Source organism: Pelomonas candidula (genome assembly GCF_043555985.1).
Taxonomy (GTDB): Bacteria; Pseudomonadota; Gammaproteobacteria; order Burkholderiales; family Burkholderiaceae_C; genus Pelomonas; species Pelomonas candidula.
In genome coordinates this window covers 79,914-104,447 of the sequence record NZ_JBIGIC010000014.1, presented here as the reverse complement: position 1 = coordinate 104,447, position 24,534 = coordinate 79,914, and the positions used below count along the sequence as shown (strand labels likewise).

General features: G+C 68.6%; 28 protein-coding genes. All 28 read left to right on the top strand.

Translation table 11 applies throughout. From position 1 onward, the window contains the following. Positions 1-16: 16 nt before the first annotated feature. The 28 genes from ACG04R_RS23680 to ACG04R_RS23545 all read left to right on the top strand — a co-directional run bounded on the left by ACG04R_RS23680 (position 17) and on the right by ACG04R_RS23545 (position 24,517). Positions 17-910, top strand: a complete 894-nt coding sequence (locus ACG04R_RS23680) for an SMP-30/gluconolactonase/LRE family protein (protein WP_394416093.1) — start codon at positions 17-19, stop codon at positions 908-910. Between the two features lie 159 nt (positions 911-1,069). Further along, positions 1,070-1,567 carry an ATP synthase subunit I gene (locus tag ACG04R_RS23675; protein WP_394416092.1) on the top strand — a complete coding sequence of 166 codons (498 nt, stop codon included), beginning with the start codon at positions 1,070-1,072 and terminating at the stop codon, positions 1,565-1,567. 16 nt (positions 1,568-1,583) lie between these two features. Continuing rightward, positions 1,584-2,456, top strand: a complete 873-nt coding sequence (gene atpB / locus ACG04R_RS23670) for a F0F1 ATP synthase subunit A (protein ID WP_394416091.1) — start codon at positions 1,584-1,586, stop codon at positions 2,454-2,456. Positions 2,457-2,525: 69 nt separating this feature from the next. Next, complete coding sequence (gene atpE, locus ACG04R_RS23665) at positions 2,526-2,792, top strand: F0F1 ATP synthase subunit C (RefSeq protein WP_394416090.1); 267 nt, start codon at positions 2,526-2,528, stop codon at positions 2,790-2,792. 71 nt (positions 2,793-2,863) lie between these two features. Continuing rightward, positions 2,864-3,334, top strand: a complete 471-nt coding sequence (locus ACG04R_RS23660) for a F0F1 ATP synthase subunit B (RefSeq protein ID WP_394416089.1) — start codon at positions 2,864-2,866, stop codon at positions 3,332-3,334. After that, the gene (locus ACG04R_RS23655; protein WP_394416088.1) at positions 3,335-3,868 is read left to right on the top strand and encodes a F0F1 ATP synthase subunit delta; all 534 of its coding nucleotides are present in this window, start codon (positions 3,335-3,337) and stop codon (positions 3,866-3,868) included. A 95-nt stretch (positions 3,869-3,963) separates the two neighbouring features. Further along, positions 3,964-5,517 (top strand): F0F1 ATP synthase subunit alpha, encoded by a 1,554-nt coding sequence (gene atpA / locus ACG04R_RS23650; protein WP_394416087.1) that lies wholly within the window; start codon positions 3,964-3,966, stop codon positions 5,515-5,517. A gap of 58 nt (positions 5,518-5,575) precedes the next feature. Then, positions 5,576-6,448, top strand: a complete 873-nt coding sequence (gene atpG / locus ACG04R_RS23645; protein WP_394416086.1) for a F0F1 ATP synthase subunit gamma — start codon at positions 5,576-5,578, stop codon at positions 6,446-6,448. Positions 6,449-6,488: 40 nt separating this feature from the next. After that, the gene (atpD, locus tag ACG04R_RS23640) at positions 6,489-7,901 is read left to right on the top strand and encodes a F0F1 ATP synthase subunit beta (protein WP_394416085.1); all 1,413 of its coding nucleotides are present in this window, start codon (positions 6,489-6,491) and stop codon (positions 7,899-7,901) included. Positions 7,902-7,974: 73 nt separating this feature from the next. After that, positions 7,975-8,388 carry a F0F1 ATP synthase subunit epsilon gene (locus ACG04R_RS23635; RefSeq protein ID WP_394416084.1) on the top strand — a complete coding sequence of 138 codons (414 nt, stop codon included), beginning with the start codon at positions 7,975-7,977 and terminating at the stop codon, positions 8,386-8,388. A gap of 189 nt (positions 8,389-8,577) precedes the next feature. Beyond that, the gene (locus ACG04R_RS23630) at positions 8,578-9,291 is read left to right on the top strand and encodes a beta-ketoacyl synthase chain length factor (RefSeq protein WP_394416173.1); all 714 of its coding nucleotides are present in this window, start codon (positions 8,578-8,580) and stop codon (positions 9,289-9,291) included. Then, a complete protein-coding gene (locus tag ACG04R_RS23625) occupies positions 9,284-10,141 on the top strand; it encodes a lysophospholipid acyltransferase family protein (protein WP_394416083.1) in 858 nt (285 codons plus the stop codon). Before ACG04R_RS23630 ends, ACG04R_RS23625 begins: the two co-directional genes overlap by 8 nt. Continuing rightward, entirely contained in the window at positions 10,086-10,352 is a 267-nt protein-coding gene (locus ACG04R_RS23620; RefSeq protein ID WP_394416082.1) for a phosphopantetheine-binding protein, read from the top strand. Before ACG04R_RS23625 ends, ACG04R_RS23620 begins: the two co-directional genes overlap by 56 nt. An 8-nt stretch (positions 10,353-10,360) precedes the next feature. Then, positions 10,361-10,648, top strand: a complete 288-nt coding sequence (locus ACG04R_RS23615; RefSeq protein ID WP_394416081.1) for an acyl carrier protein — start codon at positions 10,361-10,363, stop codon at positions 10,646-10,648. 14 nt (positions 10,649-10,662) lie between these two features. Next, a complete protein-coding gene (locus ACG04R_RS23610) occupies positions 10,663-11,217 on the top strand; it encodes a COG4648 family protein (RefSeq protein WP_394416080.1) in 555 nt (184 codons plus the stop codon). Then, positions 11,214-12,881, top strand: coding sequence for an ApeI family dehydratase (locus ACG04R_RS23605; RefSeq protein WP_394416079.1), 1,668 nt, complete (start codon positions 11,214-11,216; stop codon positions 12,879-12,881). The genes ACG04R_RS23610 and ACG04R_RS23605 overlap by 4 nt, the downstream gene beginning before the upstream one ends. Beyond that, positions 12,878-13,609: a glycosyltransferase family 2 protein gene (locus ACG04R_RS23600; RefSeq protein ID WP_394416078.1), complete on the top strand. Its 732-nt coding sequence runs from the start codon at positions 12,878-12,880 to the stop codon at positions 13,607-13,609. Before ACG04R_RS23605 ends, ACG04R_RS23600 begins: the two co-directional genes overlap by 4 nt. Further along, positions 13,606-14,529: an LpxL/LpxP family acyltransferase gene (locus ACG04R_RS23595; protein ID WP_394416077.1), complete on the top strand. Its 924-nt coding sequence runs from the start codon at positions 13,606-13,608 to the stop codon at positions 14,527-14,529. The genes ACG04R_RS23600 and ACG04R_RS23595 overlap by 4 nt, the downstream gene beginning before the upstream one ends. After that, positions 14,510-16,036 (top strand): HAL/PAL/TAL family ammonia-lyase, encoded by a 1,527-nt coding sequence (locus ACG04R_RS23590; protein ID WP_394416076.1) that lies wholly within the window; start codon positions 14,510-14,512, stop codon positions 16,034-16,036. Before ACG04R_RS23595 ends, ACG04R_RS23590 begins: the two co-directional genes overlap by 20 nt. Then, positions 16,029-16,445 (top strand): acyl-CoA thioesterase, encoded by a 417-nt coding sequence (locus ACG04R_RS23585; RefSeq protein WP_394416075.1) that lies wholly within the window; start codon positions 16,029-16,031, stop codon positions 16,443-16,445. The genes ACG04R_RS23590 and ACG04R_RS23585 overlap by 8 nt, the downstream gene beginning before the upstream one ends. Next, positions 16,442-17,035, top strand: a complete 594-nt coding sequence (locus ACG04R_RS23580) for a LolA family protein (protein ID WP_394416074.1) — start codon at positions 16,442-16,444, stop codon at positions 17,033-17,035. Before ACG04R_RS23585 ends, ACG04R_RS23580 begins: the two co-directional genes overlap by 4 nt. 47 nt (positions 17,036-17,082) lie before the next feature. After that, complete coding sequence (locus ACG04R_RS23575; RefSeq protein WP_394416073.1) at positions 17,083-19,320, top strand: MMPL family transporter; 2,238 nt, start codon at positions 17,083-17,085, stop codon at positions 19,318-19,320. Then, a complete protein-coding gene (locus tag ACG04R_RS23570; RefSeq protein ID WP_394416072.1) occupies positions 19,313-20,389 on the top strand; it encodes a class I SAM-dependent methyltransferase in 1,077 nt (358 codons plus the stop codon). Before ACG04R_RS23575 ends, ACG04R_RS23570 begins: the two co-directional genes overlap by 8 nt. After that, positions 20,386-20,943, top strand: coding sequence for a DUF3261 domain-containing protein (locus ACG04R_RS23565; protein WP_394416071.1), 558 nt, complete (start codon positions 20,386-20,388; stop codon positions 20,941-20,943). The genes ACG04R_RS23570 and ACG04R_RS23565 overlap by 4 nt, the downstream gene beginning before the upstream one ends. Further along, positions 20,940-22,112, top strand: a complete 1,173-nt coding sequence (locus ACG04R_RS23560) for a beta-ketoacyl-ACP synthase (protein ID WP_394416070.1) — start codon at positions 20,940-20,942, stop codon at positions 22,110-22,112. The genes ACG04R_RS23565 and ACG04R_RS23560 overlap by 4 nt, the downstream gene beginning before the upstream one ends. Next, positions 22,105-22,563, top strand: a complete 459-nt coding sequence (locus ACG04R_RS23555) for a hotdog family protein (RefSeq protein WP_394416069.1) — start codon at positions 22,105-22,107, stop codon at positions 22,561-22,563. Before ACG04R_RS23560 ends, ACG04R_RS23555 begins: the two co-directional genes overlap by 8 nt. Continuing rightward, positions 22,560-23,285, top strand: coding sequence for a 3-ketoacyl-ACP reductase FabG2 (locus ACG04R_RS23550; protein ID WP_394416068.1), 726 nt, complete (start codon positions 22,560-22,562; stop codon positions 23,283-23,285). Before ACG04R_RS23555 ends, ACG04R_RS23550 begins: the two co-directional genes overlap by 4 nt. Beyond that, positions 23,282-24,517: a beta-ketoacyl-ACP synthase gene (locus ACG04R_RS23545; protein ID WP_394416067.1), complete on the top strand. Its 1,236-nt coding sequence runs from the start codon at positions 23,282-23,284 to the stop codon at positions 24,515-24,517. The genes ACG04R_RS23550 and ACG04R_RS23545 overlap by 4 nt, the downstream gene beginning before the upstream one ends. Positions 24,518-24,534: the final 17 nt, after the last annotated feature.

The window sequence follows — 24,534 nt, the reverse complement described above, 5'->3', positions numbered from 1 at the left end:
CGCCTAGAGTGCCGGCATGGCACTCGAACACGACATCCAAGCCCTCGGCGCCCACCGCTGCCTGCTCGGCGAATCGCCGCTGTGGCATCCCACGGAGCAATGCCTTTACGCGGTCGACATTCCTGGCCGCCAAGTCTTGCGCTGGCGCGACGGCGCGGGCGCACCCGACGTATGGCCGCAGGACGCCGAGCCCGGCTGCATCGCGGCGCGCGCGAGCGGTGGCCTGCTGGTGGCGCGGCGTGACGGGCTGTGGACGCTGGACACCACGACGGGTGAGCAGGCGCTGGTCAGCGCGCCGCCCTACGACGCGACGCGGCTGCGCTTCAACGACGGCAAGGTCGACCCTGCCGGCCGGTTGTGGGTCGGCAGCATCTCCGACGCCCGCGAACCGGAAGCCGCGCTGTACCGCTTTGACGGCCGCGAGTTCGCGGCGCAGGTGCCGGGCCTCACGACGTCCAACGGCCTGGCCTGGAGCCCGGACGGGCGCCGCGTGCACTGGTCCGACACCAAGGCCCATCGTGTCTACGCGGCTGACTTCGACGTCGCGACGGGAGCGCTGTCTGCGCCGCGCGTCTTCGCCGAGTTCAAGCCGCGCACGCCCGGCGAGGCCTACGGTGGCCGCCCCGACGGCGCCACGATGGATGCCGAAGGCTGCTACTGGGCCGCGATGTTCGAGGGAGGCTGCGTGCTGCGTATCGCACCCACTGGCGAGGTCGTGCAGCGCATCGACCTGCCTGTGACCTGCCCGACGATGCCCACCTTTGGTGGTGCCGATTTGCGCACGCTCTTCATCACGACGGCGCGCGAGAAGCGCCCCGCTGACGAACTGGCGCGCGAACCGCTGGCCGGTGCCGTGCTGCAGTTGCGCGTCGACGTGCCGGGCTTGCTCGCGACGCTGACGCAGGCCTGAATCCCGCGCGTCACCGGAGGCGCATTTACCCCGGTGTAACTCGTCACATATAATGAGGGGCTTTGTTGGATGGCGCTCAAGCGTCATCCTGGTGCAACTGGCCCCTGGCAGTCTTCATTTGAAGCAGGGACCGGGCCGCCCACCCCAGGATCTGGCGCCATGACCGAGAACGGCCCCCGAAAGACCTGGCCCCCCGCTGTTTCGACGGCCGGCGGCTGGGACGATGACAACGAGGAGCCGCCCGTCAAGGCGCTGAACCCGGAGCAGGCGGCGGCGCTCAAGTCCGCGTTGCCGATGTTGTCCCCCTGGCGTGTGCTGGGTTGGCAGTTGATGGCAGGTTTGCTGTGCGTGGCCGTGATCCGGCTGTGGACGGCATCCGGCGTGGCCATGGTCTCGGCGCTTTATGGCGTCGCCGCCGTGGTGCTGCCGAACCTGCTGCTGGCGCGAGGCCTGACGAAGCGAGTGAACTCTGCGGTCGGAGCGGCAGCAGCGTTCATGGCATGGGAATTTTTGAAAATCGGTGCATCGGTCGCGATGCTGGTGCTGGCGCCAAAGGTGGTGCCGGGCCTGAGCTGGCCAGCTTTGCTGGTCGCCCTCGCGGTGTGCATCAAGGTGAACTGGCTGGCGCTCGCGTGGCGTGGCCGCAGATTGAACTGACGAGGCAGAACTGAACATGGCAGCAGAAGGCCACGCCGAACTGGCAAACGGAGCAGCCCCGACCTCCGGTGAATACATCATTCACCACTTGCACCATGCCCAGAGTGGCGAGATGAAGGGCATCGTCGACTTCTCCGTCGTCAACCTGGATTCGCTGTTCTTCAGCATCGTCATCGGTGTGCTCGGCTGCTTCCTGCTGTGGCGTGCTGCGAAGTCCGCTACGTCGGGCGTTCCTGGCCGTTTTCAAGCCGCCGTGGAAATCCTCGTGGAAATCGTCGGTGACCAGGCCAAGGGCATTGTCCACAACGCCAACAGCCGCAAGCTCGTCGCCCCGCTGGCCCTGACCGTCTTTGTCTGGATCTTCCTGATGAACGCGATGGACCTGTTGCCGGTCGACCTACTGCCCTTCATCTGGCAGCACGCGGTGGGCGACCACGAAGCCAAGCTGCGCGTCGTGCCGACTGCCGACCTGTCGATGGCGTTGGGTCTGTCTGTCGGCGTGCTGATCACCTGCCTGATCTACAACGTCAAGATGAAGGGCGTTGGTGGCTGGGCGCATGAACTGGTGTCGGCACCGTTCGGCGACAAGGTCGCGCTGTACCCCGTCAACTTCGCCATGCAGATGGTCGAGTTCGTCGCCAAGACCGTGTCTCACGGTATGCGGCTGTTCGGCAACATGTACGCCGGCGAACTGATCTTCCTGCTGATCGCCCTGATGGGTGGCGCCTGGGCCAGCGTCGGCCCCGTGGGTGGCGTGCTGCTGGCCGCCGGCCACATCGTCGCCGGCTTCATCTGGGCCGCCTTCCACCTGATCATCATCACGCTGCAGGCCTTCGTGTTCATGATGCTGACGCTGGTCTACATCGGCCAAGCCCACGACGCGCACTGATCGCGTCCCCCAGTTTCCCCAAGCAGTTTTTCCCTCAACCCTTTTTCTCTAGTCCCTTAAGGAGTCATCGTGGAAGTCATTAGCTTTGTTGCCCTCGCCGCTGGTCTGATCATTGGTCTGGGCGCCTTCGGTGCTTGTATCGGTATCGGCATCATGGGCAGCAAGTACCTTGAGTCCGCCGCTCGTCAGCCCGAGCTGATGAACGAACTGCAAACCAAGATGTTCCTGCTGGCCGGCCTGATCGACGCCGCCTTCATTATTGGTCTCGGTATCGCCCTGTGGTTCGCAACGGCCAACCCGTTCCTGAGCCAGATCGCTCAAGTCGTCGCCAAGTAATCGACGTTGCCGCCCCGCCCTCGGACTCCTGGGGGCGGCTTCAAGCACTCGAAACTTTGTGAGGCACCCAGGTGTTTATTAACGCATCGCTCATCGTTCAGATGATCGTGTTCCTGCTGTTGGTCGGGTTCACGATGAAGTTTGTGTGGCCGCCGATCACCAAGGCACTCGACGAGCGTGCCGCGAAGATCGCCGCAGGCTTGTCGGCCGCTGACAAGGCCAAGGCCGAACTGGCTGGCGCCGAGGCGCAGATCGCCAAGGAACTGGCCGCCACCAAGGCTGAATCCGGCAAGCTGATCGCCGACGCTGAAAAGCGCGCCGCCGCCATCGTCGACGCCGCCAAGGGCCGCGCCGAAGAAGAAGGCGCCAAGATCCTGGCCGCTGCCAAGGCCGACGCCGAGCAGCAGGTGTCCCGCGCCCGCGAAGCGCTGCGCGAGCAGGTCGCCGCGCTGGCCGTCAAGGGCGCCGAGCAGATCCTGCAGAAGGAAGTCAACGTCGGCGTCCACGCCGAGCTGCTGGCTCGCCTGAAGACGGAGCTGTAAATGGCTGAGATCGCCACCATCGCCCGCCCCTACGCTGAAGCGCTGTTCCAGGTCGCCAAGTCGCAAGACCTGACCGCTTGGGGCCAGCAGCTCGACGCGCTGGCCCAGGTGGCGCAGGACGCCGATCTGCGCCAGTTCGCCGATCACCCCAAGGCCCAGGCCGAGCAGGTCGTCGCGGTCATGACCGCGGCCGCCAAGCAGACGCTGGTCGCGGGCGTGCAGAACTTCCTGCAGACCGTCGTCGAGAACGGCCGCCTGGCCGCGCTGCCCGAGATCGTGGCCCAGTACCACGTGCTGGCCAACGCCGCTTCCGGCGTGTCCGATGCGCAGATCTACAGCGCCTACGAGATCAGCGACGCTCAGCTCGCCGAACTCAAGGTCTCGCTGGAAAAGCGCTTCGGCCGCAAGCTCGACGCCCACGTGCAGCTGGAGCCTGGCCTGATCGGCGGCGTTCGCGTCGTCGTTGGCGACGAGGTGCTGGACACCTCCGTCAAGGCCCGCCTCGAGCGCATGAAGGTCGCCTTGACGGCATGACCACTGCCTGATCACCCGCAAGACATTCCACGATTCACCCCGCGTCTGACCCCGCCCTTGATCCGGCGACGGAACGGCCAACTGGGAGACCAAGCATGCAACTGAATCCCGCTGAAATTTCCGAACTGATCAAGAGCCGCATCGAGGGTCTTGGTGGCAGCACGGACATCCGTAACCAGGGCACCGTCGTGTCCGTTTCCGACGGCATCGTCCGCGTCCATGGCCTGTCCGACGTGATGCAGGGCGAAATGCTCGAATTCCCGCCGGCCGCCGACGGCACGCAGACCTTCGGTCTGGCCCTGAACCTTGAGCGCGACTCCGTCGGCGCCGTGATTCTGGGTGCCTACGAGCACGTCTCGGAAGGTGACACCGTCAAGTGCACGGGCCGCATCCTGGAAGTGCCCGTCGGCCCCGAGCTGGTTGGTCGCGTCGTGAACGCGCTGGGCCAGCCCATCGACGGCAAGGGCCCGATCAACGCCAAGATGACCGACGTCATCGAGAAGGTCGCCCCGGGCGTGATTGCCCGCAAGTCGGTCGACCAGCCCGTGCAGACCGGCCTGAAGTCCATCGACTCCATGGTGCCCGTCGGCCGTGGCCAGCGCGAGCTGATCATCGGTGACCGCCAGACTGGTAAGACCGCCGTCGCCATCGACGCGATCATCAACCAGAAGGGTCAGAACATGACCTGCGTCTACGTCGCCATCGGCCAGAAGGCGTCGTCGATCAAGAACGTCGTGCGCTCGCTGGAGCAGGCCGGCGCGATGGAATACACCATCGTCGTCGCCGCCTCGGCCTCCGAGTCCGCCGCCATGCAGTACGTGTCGGCCTACTCCGGCTGCACGATGGGCGAGTACTTCCGCGACCGCGGTCAGGACGCTCTGATCGTCTATGACGACCTGTCCAAGCAGGCCGTGGCCTACCGCCAGGTCTCGCTGCTGCTGCGCCGCCCGCCGGGCCGCGAAGCCTTCCCCGGCGACGTGTTCTATCTCCACAGCCGCCTGCTGGAGCGTGCCGCTCGCGTGAACGCCGACTACGTCGAAGCCTTCACCAAGGGTGAAGTCAAGGGCAAGACCGGTTCGCTGACGGCTCTGCCGATCATCGAAACGCAAGCCGGCGACGTGTCTGCCTTCGTGCCGACCAACGTGATCTCGATCACCGACGGCCAGATCTTCCTGGAAACCAACCTGTTCAACGCCGGTATCCGCCCCGCCATCAACGCCGGTATTTCGGTGTCGCGCGTCGGTGGTGCTGCGCAGACTAAGCTGATCAAGTCGCTGTCCGGCGGTATCCGTACCGACCTGGCCCAGTACCGTGAGCTGGCCGCGTTCGCGCAGTTCGCTTCCGACCTGGACGAAGCCACCCGCAAGCAGCTGGACCGCGGTGCCCGCGTGACGGAACTGCTGAAGCAGGCCCAGTACTCGCCGCTGCCCATCTCGCTGATGGCCGCGTCGCTGTATGCCGCCAACAAGGGTTTCATGGACAGCATCGAAGTGAAGAAGGTCCTGTCCTTCGAACACGGTCTGCACCAGTTCCTGAAGACCAGCCACGCCGCGCTGCTCGCCAAGCTCGAGAACGACAAGGCGATGGACAAGGACGCCGAGGCCGAGCTGAACGCCGCGATCACTTCCTTCAAGAAGTCGTTCGCTTAAAGCCGGAACACGCGGGGCCGAGCCTCAAAACTTAGCCCCGCACTGAACAGGAGTTCGAATGGCTTCAAGCAAAGAAATCCGCGGCAAGATCAAGTCGGTCGAGAACACCAAGAAGATCACCAAGGCGATGGAAATGGTCGCCGCGTCCAAGATGCGCAAGGCGCAGGAGCGGATGCGGTCGGCTCGTCCGTACGCCGAGAAGATCGGCAACATCGCCGCCGAACTGGCCAAGGCCAACCCCGAGTACCGCCATCCCTTCCTCGTGAAGAACGAGGAAGCGAAGACGGTCGGCATGGTCGTCGTCACGACGGACAAGGGCCTGTGCGGTGGTCTGAACACCAACCTGTTGCGCGCCGCCACGGCCAAGCTCAAGGAGCTGGAAACCGCGGGCCAGAAGGCCGAGGTCGTCGCCATCGGCGGCAAGGGCCTGGGCTTCATGAACCGCATCGGTGCCAAGGTGGTGGCTCACGCCACGCAGCTCGGTGACCAGCCCCACATCGAGGCCCTGATCGGCCCCGTCAAGGTGTTGCTCGACGCGTACGCCGAAGGCAAGCTGTCCGCCGTCTACCTCTGCTACACGCAGTTCATCAACACGATGAAGCAAGAGGTCCAGGTGCACCAACTGCTGCCGCTCAAGGCCAGCGATCTGGCGACGGAAAAGCCTGCCCACTCGTGGGACTACATCTACGAGCCGGATGCCGCCACCGTCATCAACGACCTGCTGGTGCGCTACACGGAAGCGCTGGTCTTCCAGGCCGTCGCCGAAAACATGGCCAGCGAGCAGTCCGCCCGCATGGTGGCCATGAAGGCTGCGACCGACAACGCCGGCACGCTGATCGGCGAGCTGAAGCTGGTCTACAACAAGACCCGCCAGGCCGCGATCACCAAAGAGTTGTCCGAGATCGTCAGCGGCGCCGCCGCGGTGGGCTGATCGGCCCGAACGCAAAGAATTGAATTGAAGGAACGCACAAATGGCTAACACTCAAGCCCAAGGCAAGATCGTTCAGTGCATCGGCGCCGTGGTTGACGTGGAATTCCCGCGCGACCGGATGCCCAAGGTCTACGACGCTCTGAAGATGGAAGGCTCGGCGCTGACGCTGGAAGTCCAGCAGCAGCTGGGCGACGGCGTGGTCCGCACCATTGCGCTGGGTTCGTCCGACGGCCTGCGCCGTGGCATCCAGGTCTACAACACCGGCGACACCATCAAGGTGCCGGTCGGCAAGGCGACCCTCGGCCGCATCATGGACGTGCTGGGCAACCCCATCGACGAGCGCGGCCCGGTCTCTTCCGAGCTGACCGCCTCCATCCACCGCGCCGCCCCGGCCTACGACGAGCTGAGCCCGTCGCAGGACCTGCTGGAAACCGGCATCAAGGTGATCGACCTGATCTGCCCGTTCGCCAAGGGCGGCAAGGTGGGCCTGTTCGGCGGCGCCGGCGTCGGCAAGACCGTGAACATGATGGAGCTCATCAACAACATCGCCAAGGCGCACAGCGGTCTGTCCGTGTTCGCCGGCGTGGGTGAGCGCACCCGTGAGGGCAACGACTTCTATCACGAGATGTCGGACTCGAACGTGGTCGTCCAGGACAAGCTGGAAGACTCCAAGGTCGCCATGGTCTACGGCCAGATGAACGAGCCCCCGGGCAACCGTCTGCGGGTGGCCCTGACCGGCCTGACCATCGCCGAGTCCTTCCGTGACGAAGGCCGTGACGTGCTGTTCTTCGTGGACAACATCTACCGCTACACGCTGGCCGGTACCGAAGTGTCCGCGCTGCTGGGCCGTATGCCTTCCGCCGTGGGCTACCAGCCGACGCTGGCCGAGGAAATGGGCCGCCTGCAGGAGCGCATCACGTCGACCAAGGTCGGCTCGATCACGTCCATCCAGGCCGTCTACGTCCCGGCGGACGACCTGACCGACCCGTCGCCTGCCACGACCTTCGCCCACCTGGACGCCACCGTCGTGCTGTCGCGTGACATCGCCGCGCTGGGTATCTACCCCGCCGTGGACCCGCTGGACTCCACCAGCCGCCAGATCGACCCCAACGTCGTCGGCGAGGAGCACTACACGACGACCCGCGCCGTCCAGGCCGTGCTGCAGCGCTACAAGGAACTGCGCGACATCATCGCCATCCTGGGCATGGACGAACTGTCGCCGGAAGACAAGCTGGCCGTGGCTCGCGCCCGCAAGATCCAGCGTTTCCTGTCGCAGCCTTTCCACGTCGCCGAAGTGTTCACGGGCACCCCGGGCAAGTACGTGCCGCTGAAGGAAACCATCCGCGGCTTCAAGATGATCGTCGCCGGCGAAGCCGACCACCTGCCGGAACAAGCGTTCTACATGGTGGGCACCATCGACGAGGCTTTCGAGAAGGCGAAGAAGATTCAGTGATGTTGACCGGGGCGCCTCACGCGCCCCGCTCCTCACAGAACCTCCTTCAACTGGTTAGCTAAGGAAGATTGACATGGCAACCCTCCACGTCGACGTGGTCTCCGCCGAAGAGCAGATCTTCTCCGGCGAGGCCAAGTTCGTCGCCCTGCCGGGCGAGGGCGGCGAGCTCGGCATCCTGCCGAAGCACACGCCGCTGATCACCCGCATCAAGCCGGGCGCCGTGCGCATCGAGCGCACCGACGGCAGCGAAGAGTTCGTCTTCGTCGCCGGTGGCATTCTCGAAGTGCAGCCCAATCGCGTGACCGTGCTGGCCGACACCGCCATTCGCGGCAAGGACCTCGACGAAGCCAAGGCCGCCGAAGCCAAGAAGCTGGCCGAGGAAGCGCTGAAGAACGCCAAGAGCGAGATTGACCTCGCCAAGGCTCAGAGTGAGCTGGCCATCCAGGCCGCCCAACTCGCGGCGCTGCGCAAGTTCCTCAAGAAATGAGCGGCTGCGTCGCGTGAGCGGCGCTGCTTCTCCCAGCAAAGCGCGGCCCAGGCCGCGCTTTGTGCTTTCCGGGCGGTGCATTTCGCGGCCGTGCGGCCGAGGTGAATTCTGGAGGTCCCGCTCCACTCCGAAGTCGGGAGTGCTGCGGATAATCCGCGACTTTCGCTTCACACCGCCACCTTGCCGACGATGACCGCCTTCCGAGTTTGCCGCTGGGCCGCTTGGGCCCCCGGCCTGGAAACGCCGGAAGCCTGGAATGCCTGGCTGGCGGCGCCCGTCTGGCCGCTGCCCGCGAGCGACGCCATGGCACCGCTGGCCGAAGTGCCGGCCATGACGCGCCGTCGCATCGACCCACTGGGCCGTGCCGCGCTGCAGGCGGCGTTCTGGGCCCAGGGCGAGGCGGCAACTGGCCCGGTCGTGTTTGCATCCCGCTGGGGCGAGATCGCCCGCTCGGTCGGGCTGCTGCAGCAACTGGCGCACGGCGAGCTGCTTTCTCCGACCGCGTTCAGCCTGTCGGTGCACAACGCCAGCAGCGCGCTCTACTCCATCGCGCGCGGTGACACGGCCAACTACGCCGCCGTGTCGGCCGGGCCTGGCAGCGCGGCGGCCGGTGTCTGCGAAGCCCAGGGTCTGTTGGGGGAGGGCGCAAAGCAGGTCCTCGTCGTATCTGTCGAGGCCGAACTGCCTGAGCCTTACCGGGGCTTCGAGGCGCAACCCGGCCCCGCGCGCGCCTGGGCCGTGCTGCTGGAGGCGGCCGAGCGTGGCCTGAGCCTGCAGGCCTGCGCGCCGACGGACGACGCTGACGCAGCCGACCTGCCCTCCGACCTCGCCACGCTGTGCGTGCTGAACGGCGCCGTGCCGTCCCTGCGCCGCGACGGCTGGCGCTGGAGCCGCGATGTCTGAGCTGCTGCAGTGGCCCGGCCGCGTCTGGCGAATCTTTGCCACGGGGCTGGCCTTCGTCTGCTTCGGCATCGGCGGCATGCTGCTGTGGCTGGTGGTGTTCCCGCTGCAGGCACTGTTGCTGCGCACGCCGGCACGGCGCCAGCAGGCCGCGCGCACGGTCGTGCAGGCCGTGTTCCGCCTCTTCGTCGGCTTCATGAGGCTGCTGGGGCTGATCCGCTACGAGCTCATCGGCATCGAGAAACTGCAGCGCCGCGGCCTGCTGATCCTGGCCAACCACCCGACGCTGATCGACGTGGCTTTCCTCATCGGTCTCGTTCCGAACGCGAGTTGCGTGGTCAAGTCCACGCTGGCAGACCACCCCTGTACACGGGGGCCGGTGAGAGCCACGGGCTACATCTGCAACAATCCGGACTCTGATTTGTTGCTGGCATGTACAGAAACGCTGGCAGCGGGCAGCAACCTGATCATCTTTCCTGAAGGCACGCGGTCGCGGCCCGGGCAAGCCCTGAAGATGCAGCGCGGCGCGGCGCAGATTGCGCTGCGCGGCGGACTGGACATCACGCCGGTGCGGATCCACTGCGAACCGCTCGGCTTGTACAAGGGGCAGCCCTGGTGGACCGTCGCCAAGCGCCCGCTGCGCTTCACCATCGAGGTCGGCGACGACCTGCGCACCGCCCCCGTGATGGAGGCGGCGGATGGCGAACACGGACGGGCCGCGCGGCGGCTGACGGAAAGCCTGATCCAGTTTTTCACAGAACCGACAAGGTCATCGAGGGCGGAAGCGAAGGGGAGCCATGCAAGCGCTGGAACAAGAAATCAAGGAACTGCTGATCTCGGCACTCCAACTTGAGGACCTCAAGCCGGAGGACATCGACGCCGAGCAGCCGCTGTTCGTCGAAGGCCTGGGCCTGGATTCCATCGATGCGCTCGAACTCGGCTTGGCCCTGCAGAAGCGCTACGGTCTGAGCATGGCCGCCGACTCGGCCGAGACGCGCGAGCATTTCGCCAGCATCCGCGCCCTGGCGCTGTTCGTCACGAGCCACCGCAAGCTCGCTGCGTGAGTCCCATCATGACCGACCAGGAAATCTTCGACCGCCTGCGCAGCATCCTCGTCGAGACCTTCGACATCGAGGCCGAACGCATCTCCCCGCAGGCCAAGCTCTACGACGACCTCGACATCGACAGCATCGATGCGGTGGACCTCATCGTGAAGCTCAAGCCCCTGGTGGGCAAGCGTCTGCAGCCCGAGGCCTTCAAGGCCGTGCGCACGGTGCAGGACGTCATTGACGCGCTGCAAGGCCTGATGAAGGCCGAGCCCGCCGAGGCCGGTGACCGGCCGACGGCGGCGACCGCCTGACCCAGGGGCAAGCGATGCGCTGGGCCCTGGTGCTGGCCCTGACGGCCGCGTATCCGCTGATCGTCTACCTCAGCCTGGGGCACATCGAACCACGCTATCTCGCGTTGTTGCTGCTCGCGCTGGGTGTGCTGCGCTGGCTGGCCGGCGGCGCGCAGGTTGTGCAGGCGCGCTGGGTTGCCGTCGTCGCGCTGCTGCTGGCCGGCGGCACGGCGCTGCTCAACCAGAGCCTGCCGCTCAAGCTCTACCCCGTGCTCGTCAACTTCGCCTTGCTGGCCGTGTTCGGCCTCAGTCTGTGGCGCGGCCCCACCGTCGTGGAGCGCATCGCGCGACTGCAGGAACCTGACCTGGACGCTCGCGGCCAGGCCTACACGCGCCGCGTGACGCAGGTCTGGTGCGGCTTTTTCGTGCTCAACGGTGGCCTCGCGCTGGCCACGGCGCTGTGGGCGACGGAGAAGGTCTGGGCGCTCTACAACGGCCTCATCGCCTATGGCCTCATCGGCACGTTGATGGCCGGCGAGTGGCTGGTGCGCCGCCAGTTGCGCGCCCGCTGGGCCAGGGGCCAGGCATGACGCCAGCGCAACGCCTCGCCTCGCTGCTGACGCTGGCGCCGCCGCCGGTTGTCGGCTGGCGTCGTGGTGAGCCGGTGTCCGGTGCCGACTGGCTCGCCGATGCCGCCCGCTGGCAGGCCGCGTTCGCTGCACATCCGGGCCAGCGGTTCGCGCTGTTCTTCCTGGACAGCCTGGCCTTTGCCGCTGCGCTGTTCGGCGCCTGGCAGGCCGGCAAGCAGGCCTGGCTGCCGGGGGACATGACGCCGGCCAGCCGGCAGGCGCTGCGCACGCGCGTCGACGGTTTTGCCGGCGACGGCGCGGCCGTGGACGGCCTGCCTCGCATCGAACCTGCCGCGCAGCCTGCGCGGGCCGAGTGCCCGCTGGACCCCGACGCCCAGCAACTCGTCGTCTTCACCTCTGGCTCCACCGGCGCGCCGCAGGCGCTGCCCAAGCGCCTGCGCCAGCTGTTCGACGAGATCACGGCGCAGGAGCAGGCCTTTGGCGCTGTCGCTCCCGACGCGGCCGTGCTTGCCAGCGTGTCGCACCAGCATGTCTACGGCCTGCTGTTCCGCGTGCTGTGGCCGCTGGCCACGGGGCGGGCGCTGCAGGCGCAGAGCGTCGTCGTCCTGGAAGACCTGGCTGAGCTGACCCCACCCGGCGCGAACGTCATCCTCATCGCCAGCCCCGCCCACCTGAGCCGGCTGCCGCTGCAACCGCAGCCCGGCGTCGTGCAGCTGTTCAGCTCGGGCGCACCGCTGCCCGACGCAGCGATGCCCGACTGCCTGCGCGTGTTCGGCCGTGCGCCCATCGAAATCTACGGCAGCAGCGAGACCGGTGGCGTCGCCTGGCGCCAGCGCAACCCCGGCGCGCCCGCGTACTGGCAGGCGCTGCCCGGCGTCGAATGGCGGCTGCAGGACGACGCGCTGTGGCTGCGCTCGCCGCACCTGGACGAGGCTGACTGGATGCCCAGCGCGGACCGCGCCGCGGCGGTTGACGGCGGCTTCGAGTTGCGTGGCCGCGCCGACCGCATCGTCAAGATCGCCGAGAAGCGCGTGTCGCTAACGGCCGTGGAGGCCGCGCTGCGCGCGTCGCCGCTGATCGCCGACCTGCGCCTGCTGCCGATGAGCGAGCCGCGCGAGCAACTGGCCGTCGTCGCCGTGCCCAGCGAGGCCGGCTGGCAGCTGCACGACGAGCACGGCAAGCGCGCACTGGCCGAGGCGCTGCGCGGCGGCCTGGCCGATGTCGTCGAGCGCGTCGTGCTGCCGCGGCGTTTCCGCTTCCTGCCCGAGCTGCCCGTCAACGCGATGGCGAAGGCGACGCAGGCGCGCCTTCTGGCCGAGTTCGACCCGCGCCGGCCCGCACTGCGTGCCGTTCATCGCACCGAAGACGGTGAGGACCTGACGCTGATCGTCACCGCCAGCCTGCCGCAGTTCGAAGGTCACTTCCCCGACCATCCCATCCTCGCTGGCGTCGTGCAGCTCGAATGGGCGCAGCTGTTCGGCCGCGAGCGCTTCGGCTTCACCGGCGAGTTCGCCGGCATGGAAGCACTGAAGTTCCAGCGCGTCATCGTGCCGGGCCAGCGCGTCACGTTGTCGCTCGCCTGGGCGTCGGGCAAGCTGACCTTCCGCTACCACTCCGAGCTGGGCCAGCACGCCAGCGGCCGGCTGCTGTTCACGGCGTCATGAAGATCGGCGCCGTCATCCCCGTCTACAACCACGGCGGCCCCATCGCGGGCGTCGTCGCGGCGTTGCGCGCCCACGGCCTGCCGGTGCTGCTGGTGGACGACGCCAGCGAGCCCGGCTGTGCCGCCGTGCTCGACCAGCTCGCGTCGCAGGCCGACGTGACGTTGGAGCGACTGCCCGTCAACCAGGGCAAGGGCGGCGCCGTCATGGCCGGCCTGCGCCGCGCGGCCGAACTGGGCTGGACGCATGCGCTGCAGATCGACGCCGACGGCCAGCACGACACGCGCGACGTGCCCGCCTTCACGGCCGCCGCCGTGGCCGAGCCCGCGCAGATGATCTGCGGCTACCCGATCTACGACGACAGCGTTCCCAAGGCACGGCTGTACGGCCGCTACGCGACGCACATCTGGGTCTGGATCAACACGCTGTCGCTGGCCATCCGCGACTCGATGTGTGGCTTCCGCATCTATCCGCTCGCGGGCACGCTGCCCCTCGTGGAACGCCAGCACATCGGCCGGCGCATGGACTTCGACACCGAGATCGCCGTGCGGCTGTTCTGGTCAGGCATGGGCATCGTCAACGTGCCGACGCGCGTGCGGTATCCCGAGGACGGCGTCTCGCACTTCCGCGTCTGGCGCGACAACGTGCTGATCTCGGCCATGCACACGCGCCTCTTCTTCGGCATGCTGGTGCGCGCGCCCATGCTCCTCTGGCGGAAGGCCTTGGCGTGACCAGCAAGCCGCGTCACTGGGCAGCGATGGGCGAGAACACCTTCGTCGCCGGCATCTGGCTGCTGTTCGCCGTGCACCGGTTGCTGGGCCGCGCGGTGTTCCGCGTGCTGCTGTGGCCCATCGTGCTGGTCTACTGGCTGGCGCAGCCGGGCCTGCGCGCGCACAGCCTGGGCTATCTGCGCCGCCTGCAGCCCGCGGCCGGCTGGCGCCAGGGCCTGGCCCATGTGCGGCTGTTTGCCGAGACCATGCTCGACAAGCTGCTCGCCATCGCTGGCCGCTACCCGTTCTCGCGCGTTCAGTCGCGCGGCACGGGGGCGGTCCACGCGCACGCTGCAACGGGGCAGGGCGCCGTGCTTGTCACGGCCCACACCGGTTGCCTGGAGCTGTGCCATGCGCTGGCCGAGACGCATCCCGACCTCAAGGTCAACGTGCTGGTGCACACCAAGCATGCCGAGAGCTTCAACCGCATCCTCACGCGCCTGAACCCGAACCGTGGCGTCGAGCTCATCGAGGTCAGCGACCTCGACATGGGCCTGACGCTGAAGCTCGCCGAACGCGTTGCCGCTGGCGAGTTCCTGGCCATCGCCGGCGACCGCGTGCCGGTGCGCGGCAGCAAGACCGCGCGCATCCCCTTCCTTGGCGGCGAGGCCGACTTCCCGGTCGGCCCCTACCTCATCGCCGGCCTGCTCGGCTGCCCGTTGTTCCTCATGCTCTGCCTGCACGAGGGCCGCGGCTACGCGCTGGAGTTCGAGCTGCTGGCCGACAAGGTGGCACTCCCGCGCCGTGCCCGCGAGGCCGCGCTGGCCGAGCATGCCCGCCGCTTTGCCGATGCGCTCGCCGCGCGGCTGCGCCGTTCGCCCTATGACTGGTTCAACTTCTACGCTTTCTGGGACCGACCCGATGTCACGCATCACGTTTGATGGCCAGCGCCTCGCCATCGAGGACATCGTCGCGCTGGCCAAGCGCCAGGCCGGCGCCGAGCTGGGCCGCACGCCCGAGTTCCAGTCGCGCATCCAGGCCGGCGCGGACTTCGTTGCCCGCCTGCTGGCCGAGGACGGCGTCGTCTACGGCGTGACCACCGGCTACGGCGACTCGTGCACCGTGGCTGTGCCGCCGTCGCTGGTCGCCGAGTTGCCGCACCACCTCTACACCTACCACGGCATCGGCGCCGGGGCGCTCCTGAGCGCCGAGCAGACCCGTGCCGTGCTCGGCGCGCGGCTGGCATCGCTGTGCCAGGGCTATTCCGGCGTGAGCCTGGACCTGCTGCGCCAGATCGAGACGCTGCTGACCCACGACATCCTGCCGCTGATCCCCAGCGAGGGCTCGGTCGGCGCGAGTGGCGACCTGACGCCGCTGTCCTACCTCGCCGCCGTGCTGTGCGGCGAGCGCGAGGTCAGCGTCAACGGCGAGACGCTGCCGGCTCTGGAGGCACTGCGTGCCGCCGGCGCCACGCCGCTGAAGCTGCGCCCCAAGGAGGGGCTGGCCATCATGAACGGCACGGCGGTGATGACCGGCCTGGCCTGCCTGGCCTTCGCGCGCGCCGACTACCTTGCCAAATTGGCCACGCGCATCACGGCGATGAACGTCGTCGCCAGCGCTGGCAACGCGCATCACTTCGACGCGACGTTGTTCGCAGCCAAGCCGCACGCCGGCCAGCAGCGCGTGGCCGAGCGCCTGCGCGCCGACCTGACGAGCGAGCAGCCCTCGCGCAACGACCACCGCCTGCAGGACCGCTACTCGCTGCGCTGCGCGCCCCACGTCATCGGCGTGCTGGAGGATTCTCTGCCCTGGCTGCGCCAGATGATCGAGAACGAACTCAACAGCGCCAACGACAACCCGCTGATCGACCCCGTCGAAGAGCGCGTGCTGCACGGCGGCCACTTCTACGGCGGCCATATCGCGATGGCGATGGACACGCTCAAGACGGCCGTCGCCAACCTCGCCGACCTGCTGGACCGCCAGCTCGCGCTGCTGGTGGACGCGCGTTACAACCACGGCCTGCCGGCGAACCTGAGCGGTGCCAGCGGCGAGCGCGCGGCCATCAATCACGGCCTGAAGGCCCTGCAGATCAGCGTGTCGGCGTGGACCGCTGAGGCCCTCAAGCAGACCATGCCGGCCTCCGTGTTCAGCCGCTCGACCGAGTGCCACAACCAGGACAAGGTCAGCATGGGCACCATCGCCGCACGCGACGCGCTGCGCGTGCTGGACCTGACCGAGCAGGTCGCCGCCGGCCTGCTGATCGCCGCGCGCCAGGGCTTGGCGCTGCGCGAGCGCGTGACGCCGCTGGCGCTGACGCCGGACCTCGCCGCAATGCAGGCCGACCTCGCCGAGCGCCTGCCGCTCATCGATGAGGACCGGGCGCTGGACAAGGAGCTGGGCGCACTCATCTCGGCCATCCGTGGTCAGGCGTGGGACTTGTATGCCTGAGTTGTGGCACGAGATCGAGATCACGCCGGCCTTCCATGACCTGGACCCGATGGACATCGTCTGGCACGGGCATTACGTGAAGTACCTGGAGCTGGCCCGCAACGCGCTGATGTCCCGCTTCGACTACGACTACCCGCAGATGCGCGAGTCCGGCTACGCCTGGCCCATCGTCGACATGCGGCTCAAGTACGTGGACATGCTGCCCTACGGCCGCCGCGCCATCGTGCGAGCCGAGATCGTCGAGTGGGAGAACCGCATCAAGGTCGACTACGTCATCCGCGACGCCGAGACTGGCAAGGTCATCAACAAGGCCCACACCATCCAGGTTGCGCTGAACATCGCGACGCGCGAGATGGAGTGGGTCTGCCCGCCGGTGCTGTGGCGCAAGCTCGGAGTGAGCCCCGCATGAAGCGCCGAGCGCTGCTGATCGCCGTGCTGCCCGCCACGGGTTGGGCTGCCGAGGCCAACCTCGCCCAGGCCGTGCGCGAGCGCCTGCAGCAGCCCGAGTGGCTGCGCGGCGAGTTCACGCAAACCAAGAAGGTGCCGGGCTTCGCCAAGCCGCTGGTGTCCACCGGCAATTTCGTCGCGGCGCGCGGCCGCGGCGTGTTGTGGCGCACGTTGAAGCCCTTCGCCAGCGAGCTGAGGCTGACGCAGAACGAGATCCGCGCGACGCAGGGCGGCCAGACGGCGATGAAGCTGGACGCCTCGCGCGAGCCGGCCGTGCGCCTCATCAACACGCTGATGTTCGCGCTGCTGAACGGTGACGTCGGCGGGCTGGCCGAGCTGTTCGAACTGAGTGGCAGCACCAAGGGCCCGGCGTGGCAGCTCGCGCTGACACCCAAGCCCGGCCCGCTGCAGCAGGTGCTGAAAAAGGTCGAACTGGAAGGCGACGGCTTCGTGCGCCGCATCCAGCTGTTCGAGGCCAACGGCGACGAGAGCCTGATCCAGCTGACCCAGCCGCGCACCGACGGCGCGGCCGAGCCGGGCCTGTTCCAGTGAGCCTGGAGCGCACCACTCGCCGCCTCGCGTGCCTGTGGCTCGTGCTCGTGCTCGCCTGTGTCGCCCACAACGTCTGGCACTGGGCCGTGCAGCACCGCGCGCCGGTGACCGACATGCTGGCCATGCTGCCGCGCGACGAGCAGCGCCCGCTGGCGGCCCAGGCCACGCAGGCGCTGGCCGATGCGGGCGCGCGGCGCATCAGCGTGCTGATCGGGGGGGGCGACGCCACCCAGGCCGCGCGGGCGGCGGATGCCTTCCTGCAGGCGCTGGGCGACGTGCCGGCACGCCACCGCGTCGCCGATGCCGACCAGAATGCCTGGCTGGGTTTTTATGCGCCGCTGCGCGCCGGGCTGCTGTCGCCGCAGGCACGCGAGCAACTCGGCACGGCCACGACCGACACGCTGGCCGACCAGGCACTGGCTGCGCTCTACCAGCCCGTCGGCGGCCCGCGCGTCGGGGCCTGGGCGGATGACCCGCTGAACCTTTTCGGCCAGTGGCTGGCCGAGCGCGGCCAGATGAGCCGTGTGCGCGTGCAGGACGGCCGGTTGATGCTGACCGACCCGGCAGCACCCGACCACCACTTCGCGCTGGTGCTTATCGAGCTGCCCGGCTCGGGCTTCGAGATCGGCGCCCAGCGCGCGCTGCAGCCGAAGCTGGACGCCGCCGTGCGCGCGGCGCAAGGGCAGGGCGCGACGGTCCTCCGCGCCGGCGTGCCGCTGTTCGCGGCGGCTGCGTCCGAGCAGGCGGAGCGCGAGATCCACACCATCGGCCTGGGCTCGCTGGTGGGCATCGTGGCGCTCACGCTGCTGGCCTTCCGATCGCTGCGGCCACGGCTGCTGGTGGCCTTGTCGATGGCCGTGGGTCTCGCGGTCGCAACGTCGGTGAGCCTGCTGGTGTTCGGCGAGCTGCACCTCGTCACGCTGATCTTCGGCGCCAGCCTGCTGGGCGTGGCCGAGAACTACGGCAGCAACTACTTCAGCGCGCGGCAGGGCCTGGAAGCGCACGAGCGCTGGGCGATGCTGAAGCGCCAGGTTCCCGTCGTCAGCCTCGCGATGGCGACCACCGTCATCGGCTACGCGCTGCTGGCGCTGCCACCGTTCCCGGGCCTGCGCCAGATCGCGGTGTTCTCGGCGGTCGGTCTCGTCGCGGCCTTCGTGACGGTGCTGTGGTGGTTCCCGCTGCTGGACGGCTCAGGCCGGCTGCAGCCGACGCGCTTCGCCCAGTGGCTGGGCTCGCGCCGCGCGCTGTGGCCCAGCCTGGGCCGGCGCGACCTGACCGTGTTGCTGGTGGCGACCGCTGGGCTGGTTGCATGGGGCGCCAGCCGCCTCCAGGTGAACGATGACATCCGCCAGCTGCAGTCCGCGCCGCCGGCACTGCTGGCCGAGCAGCGTGAGTTCGCACGGCTGATGCAGGCGCCCGGCCTGGCGCAGTTCTTCGTCGTGCAGGGCGCGAGCGAGCAGCAGCTGTTGGAGCGCGAAGAGGCGCTGACGGCGCAACTGCGTGGTCTGGAGGTCGGCGTGCAGGCTGTCAGCGATTGGCTGCCGTCGCAGCGCCGCCAGCGTGACGACGCCTTGCTGTCCGCCCGCCGTGCGGCCGAGCTGCAGCCGGTGCTGGCGGACAAGCTGGGCCAGCCGGTTGCGGCCACCACCGTCTCACCCAATGAGCTGACGCCGCAGGCCTGGCTGGCCAGCCCCGTCAGCGAGCCACTGCGCGCGCAGTGGCTGGGCCGGCTGGGAGGCAGCTTCGTCAGCGTCGTGCTGCTGCATGGCGCCGAGGCGGCCGACACGCGCGCCGAGCTGGCGGCGCTGAAGCTCGACGGCGTCGCCTGGGTCGACAAGGTCGGCGAGGTCAGCCACCTGCTGGGCCGCTACCGTGAGCTGATGTCCGTCGTGCTGTTCGTCGGCTTCGCGCTGACCTGGGGCGCGCTGGCCTGGCGCTTCGGCCGCGCGGCGTGGCGCGCGCTGGCGCCGACGGCGCTGGCCACGGTGCTGACCGTGGCGCTGCTGGCCATCGGCGGGCAGGTATTGCAGCTCTTCCACATCCTGCCGCTGCTCATCCTGCTCGGGCTGGGCGTCGACTACGGCATCTTCCTGCTCGAACAACCCGGCCGCGCGGAAGTGCGGCCTTTCCTGTCCGTGACCCTCGCCGCCGCGTCGACGCTGCTGTCCTTCGGGCTGCTGGCCTTGTCCGGCACACCTGCCCTGCAGGCCTTCGGGCTGACGCTGCTGATCGGCGTCTTCCTGGCCTGGCTGCTCACTCCGCTGTTCCTTCCGTCCCATGCCTGAGACCAAGAAGTTCTCCCCGCCGAAGCAGCGGGCCTTCGACGCCCGCTTCGAGGCCCAGAAGATCGCTTTCGGCCCGGTCGTCTTCCACTGCGTGCGCTACGCCTGGAAGCGCGGCATGCTGCAGGCGCTGGCCGAAGCCGGCGCGCAGGGCATCACGCTGGACGCGCTGGAGGCCACCGGCCGCTGGAGCCGCTACGCGCTGAAGCTGGTGCTGGAGTCCTGCCTGTCGGCGGGCGTCGTCATGATCGAGGGCGGGCGCTGGCAGCTGGACAAGGCCGGCTTCTGCCTGATCTCCGACGACATCACGCGCATCAACTTCGATTTCGTTCACGACGTCTGCTACCAGGGCCTGTTCGAGCTGGAGCGCTCGCTCGACGCCGGCAAGCCGCTGGGCCTGGCGCATCTCGGCCCGTGGCCCACGCTGTACGAGGGCATGGCCGAGCTGCCCGAGCCGGCCAAGACGAGCTGGTTCGCGTTTGACCACCACTACTCCGACACGTCCTTCCCCGACATCCTGCCCGACGTGTTCGCCACCGCGCCCAGGCGCGTCATGGACATCGGCGCCAACACCGGCAAGTTCAGCCGGGCCGCGCTGGCGCACGATGCGCGCGTGGAGCTGAACCTCGTCGACCTGCCGCAGCAGCTCGCCGTGGCCGACGCCAACCTCGCCGCCGCCGGCCTGCGCGAGCGCGCCCGGCTGCACCCGCGCAACCTGCTCGACCCGGCGGCGTCGCTGCCCGAGGGCATGGATCTGGTGTGGATGAGCCAGTTCCTCAGCTGCTTCGGCGAGGCCGAGATCGCCAGCATCTTCGAGCGCGCCGCGGCCTGCCTGGCCGACGGCGGCCAGGTGCTGGTCATGGACACCTTCTGGGACCGCCAGCGCTACGACATCGCCGCCTACTGCCTGATCAACACGTCGCCGTACTTCACGGCCATGGCCAGCGGCAACAGCAAGATCTACGAGAGCGGCGACTACATCCGCCTCGCCGAAGCCGCCGGCCTGCGCCTGCTGACGGTGCGCGACGGCATCGGTTACTGCCACAGCCTGCTGAGGTTCACCCGCGCATGAAGCGTCGTCTGTTGCTGCTGACTGCCGCGCTGCTGGCCGGCTGCGCGAGCACGCCTCCCAAGCCCAGTGGCCTGCCGGCGCTGCGCCTGGCGCCAGCCTTGCTGGGCGATGCACGCTGGGCCCTGAGCCAGCGCCTGAGCGTGTGGCGGCTGGATGCACCCGCCGCGCCGCCGCAGCGCGTCGATGTGCAGCTGCAGCTGGACGCGTCGGGCCTGCTGCTGGCCGGCTTCGCCTTCAGCCAGCGCGTGCTGCTGATGCAGTGGGACGGCAAGGATCTGCAAGTCCAGCGCCACGCCATGCTGCCCGCCGAGGTCGACACCGACCGCATGCTGCGTGACCTCTGCCTGACTTTCTGGCCGGCCGATGCCGTCCGCGCGGCGCTGCCCGACGGCTGGGCCTGGGTGGCCACCGCCGACGGCCAGGCGTTGCAGCAGGCGGGAGAAGCCCGCGTGCTGCTGCGCCGCCCGGGCGCGAACATCGTCGAGATCGTCAACCTGGCCGAGGGCTATCGGCTGCTGATCGAATCCCTGTCCGCGGAGGCATCGTCGTCGTGAACCTCTACCTGCAAGCCCCCGGCGTCATCTGCGCGGCCGGCCACAACCTGGCCGCGCTGCGCGAGGCCGTCTTCGCCGACCAGCCTTGCGGTGTCGCAGCGAACGGCGCGGTCTGGCCGGGGCACGAGCTGCACCTGGGCGCCGTGCGTGCCGAACTGCCCTCGGTCGAGCACCTGCCGCTGCCACAGCGCAGCCGCAACAACGCGCTGCTGCTGGCGGCGCTGGCGCAGATCCGGCCCGCGGTCGACGCGGCCATCGTGCGGCATGGCGCCGGGCGCGTCGGTGTCGTGCTCGGCACCAGCACATCGGGCGTCGGCGAGAGCGAGGCGGCTATCGCCGCGCTGGCCCGCGACGGCGCGCTGCCGGCGGGCTTCCATGTCGAGCAGCAGGAGCTGGGCTCGCCGGCACTGATGCTGGCCCAGCTGCTGGGCATCCACGGGCCGCGCTACGTCGTGTCGACGGCCTGCTCGTCCGGCGCCAAGGCGCTGGCCAGCGGCGCGCGGCTGCTGCGTGCGGGTCTGTGCGACGCGGTGCTGGTGGGCGGCGTCGATGCGCTGTGCGCGATGACGGTGGCCGGCTTCACGGCGCTGGACTCAGTGGACGCCGCGCGCTGCCGGCCGATGAGCGCGACACGCTCGGGCATCAACATCGGCGAGGGGGCGGCGCTGTTCGTGCTGAGCCGCGAGGCTTCGCCCGTGCGGCTGTCGGGCTGGGGCGAGAGCTCCGACGCCCACCACATCTCGGCCCCCGAACCCGGCGCCCGGGGCGCACTGGCAGCGATGCGCGAGGCGCTGGATCGCGCCGGTCTGCAGCCCGCCGACATCGGCTACCTGAACCTGCACGGCACCGCCACGCCGCAGAACGACGCGATGGAAAGCCGCGCAGTGGCCGAGCTGTTCGGGCCGGCACTGCCGTGCTCGTCGACCAAGCCGCTGACGGGCCATGCGCTCGGCGCGGCCGGCGCCATCGAGGCCGCCATCGCGTGGCTGACCGTGGCCGGTGATGGTCGATTGCCCGTTCATCATTTCGACGGCCGGCGCGACACTGAGTTGCCGGCCATTGCACTCGTCACGCCGGGCCAGCGCCTGACGGCGGCGCCGCGCCATGTGATGAGCAATTCCTTCGCCTTTGGTGGCAACAACGCGGCGCTGATCCTCAGCCATGACTGACACGCTGCCTCCCATCCGCGAACTGGTGCCTCATGCCGGCGCTATGAGTCTGCTCGACCGCGTCATTGCCGTCGAAGGTGATCGGCTCCGCGCCGAGGTCGTCGTGCCGGCCGAGGGCCTGTTCAGCCAGGACGGCGGCGTGGGCGCCTGGGTGGGCATCGAATACATGGCCCAGGCCGTTGCTGCCTGGGCCGGCTGGCAGGCGCGCGAGAAGGGGCAGCCGCCGCGCATCGGCCTGCTGCTGGGTACGCGGCGCTACCGCTGCAGCGTTCCGCGTTTCATGGTGGGGCAAAGGCTGCAGGTCGACATCGAGCGCGGCTATCAGGCGGACAACGGCCTGGGCCAGTTCGAATGCCGCATCCACGCCGACGGCGCGGAGCTGGCGAGCGCCACGCTGACGGTGTTCGGGCCCGAGGACCCGAGCACTTTTTTGAATGGAGAGAACGTATGAGTACGGTGCTGGTCACCGGGTCGTCCCGCGGCATCGGCCGAGCCATCGCTTTGCGACTGGCGCGCGATGGCTACGACATCGTCCTGCATTGCCGCAACCAGCGCGAGCAGGCTGAGGCCGCTGCGGCAGAGATCACGGCGCTGGGCCGCACGGTCCGTGTTTTGCAGTTCGACGTGGCCGACCGCGAGGCCGCGTCCGCAGCGCTGCTGGCCGACGTCGAGGCGCACGGGTGCTACTACGGCATCGTCTGCAATGCCGGCATCGCCCGTGACGGAGCCTTTCCGGCGCTCACCGGCGAGGACTGGGACGCCGTCATCCACACCAACCTCGACGCCTTCTACAACGTGCTGCAGCCGCTGACGATGCCGCTGGTGCGGCGCAAGGCGCCGGGGCGCATCGTCACGCTGGCGTCGGTGTCGGGGCTGATGGGCAACCGCGGCCAGGTCAACTACAGCGCGGCCAAGGCCGGCATCATCGGCGCGACCAAGGCACTGGCCGTCGAGCTGGCGAGCCGCAAGATCACCGTCAACTGCGTCGCGCCGGGGCTGATCGAGACGGACATGATCGACGCCGGCCTCGTCGAGGAAGCCTTGAAAATCATTCCCGCCAAGCGCGTCGGTCGACCCGAAGAGGTGGCCGCGGTGGTGAGTTTTCTGATGGGCGAGGATGCGGCGTACATCACTCGCCAGGTGATCTCCGTGAATGGGGGCATGGTGGGATGAGCAAGAAGAGAGTCGTCATCACGGGCATCGGCGCGCTGTCGCCGCTGGGCCATGACATCGAGACCGTGCTGGACAGCCTGCGCGCCGAGACCAACAAGGTGCAGCGCATGGTGGAGTGGGCCGAGTACGAGGGGCTGAACACCCAGGTCGGCGTGCCCTGCGCGCCGTTCGAGCTGCCGGGCGACCGCTACAACCGCAAGAGCATGCGCAGCATGGGTCGCGTGGCGCAGATGGCGACGCGCTCGGCCGAGCTGGCGCTGGAGCAGGCCGGCCTCATCGGCGACCCGCTGGTGACCAGCGGCAAGCTGGGCGTGAGCTTCGGCAGCTCCAGCGGTACGCCCAGCGCCGTGGGCGACTTCGGCCGCATGATGAGCGCCAAGAGCATCGAGGGCATCAACGCCAACACCTACGTGAAGATGATGTCGCACACAGCGACGGTCAACATCGCGGTGTTCTTCGGCATCACGGGCCGCATCATCACGACGAGCAGCGCCTGCACGTCGGGCAGCCAGGGACTGGGCTATGCCTACGAGGCCATCCAGAGCGGCCGGCAGATCGCCATGCTGGCCGGCGGCGCCGAGGAGCTGGACCCGACGCAGGCCGCCGTGTTCGACACGCTGTTCGCCACCAGCACCAAATACAACGACCAGTCTCGCCTGACGCCGCGCCCCTTCGACAAGGATCGCGACGGCCTGGTGCTGGGTGAGGGCGCCTGCACCTTCGTGCTGGAGGAGTACGAACACGCCAAGGCGCGCGGCGCGCACATCCTCGGCGAGATCGTCGGCTACGGCACCAACTGCGACGGCACGCACGTCACGCAGCCGCAGTCCGCGACGATGGCGCAGGCCATGCGCCTGGCGCTGGAAGACGCCGACCTGCCGCCCGAGGCCATCCCCTACGTCAACGCGCACGGCACGTCGACGGACCAGGGCGACGTGGCCGAGAGCCAGGCCACGCAGGCCGTGCTGGGCAGTCGCGTCGCGATCTCGTCGCTGAAGAGCTACATGGGTCACACGCTGGGTGCCTGCGGGGCGCTGGAGACGTGGATGACGCTGGAGATGATGAAGGCTGGCTGGTTCGCGCCGACGCTGAACCTGCGCCAGGTCGACCCGCGCTGCGGCGAGCTGGACTACGTGCTCAGCGGTGGCCGCAAGCTCGAGACCGAGTACGTCATGACCAATAATTTTGCTTTTGGTGGCATCAACACGTCGTTGATCCTGCGGCGCCTTTGATTCACAGGGAGGGAACT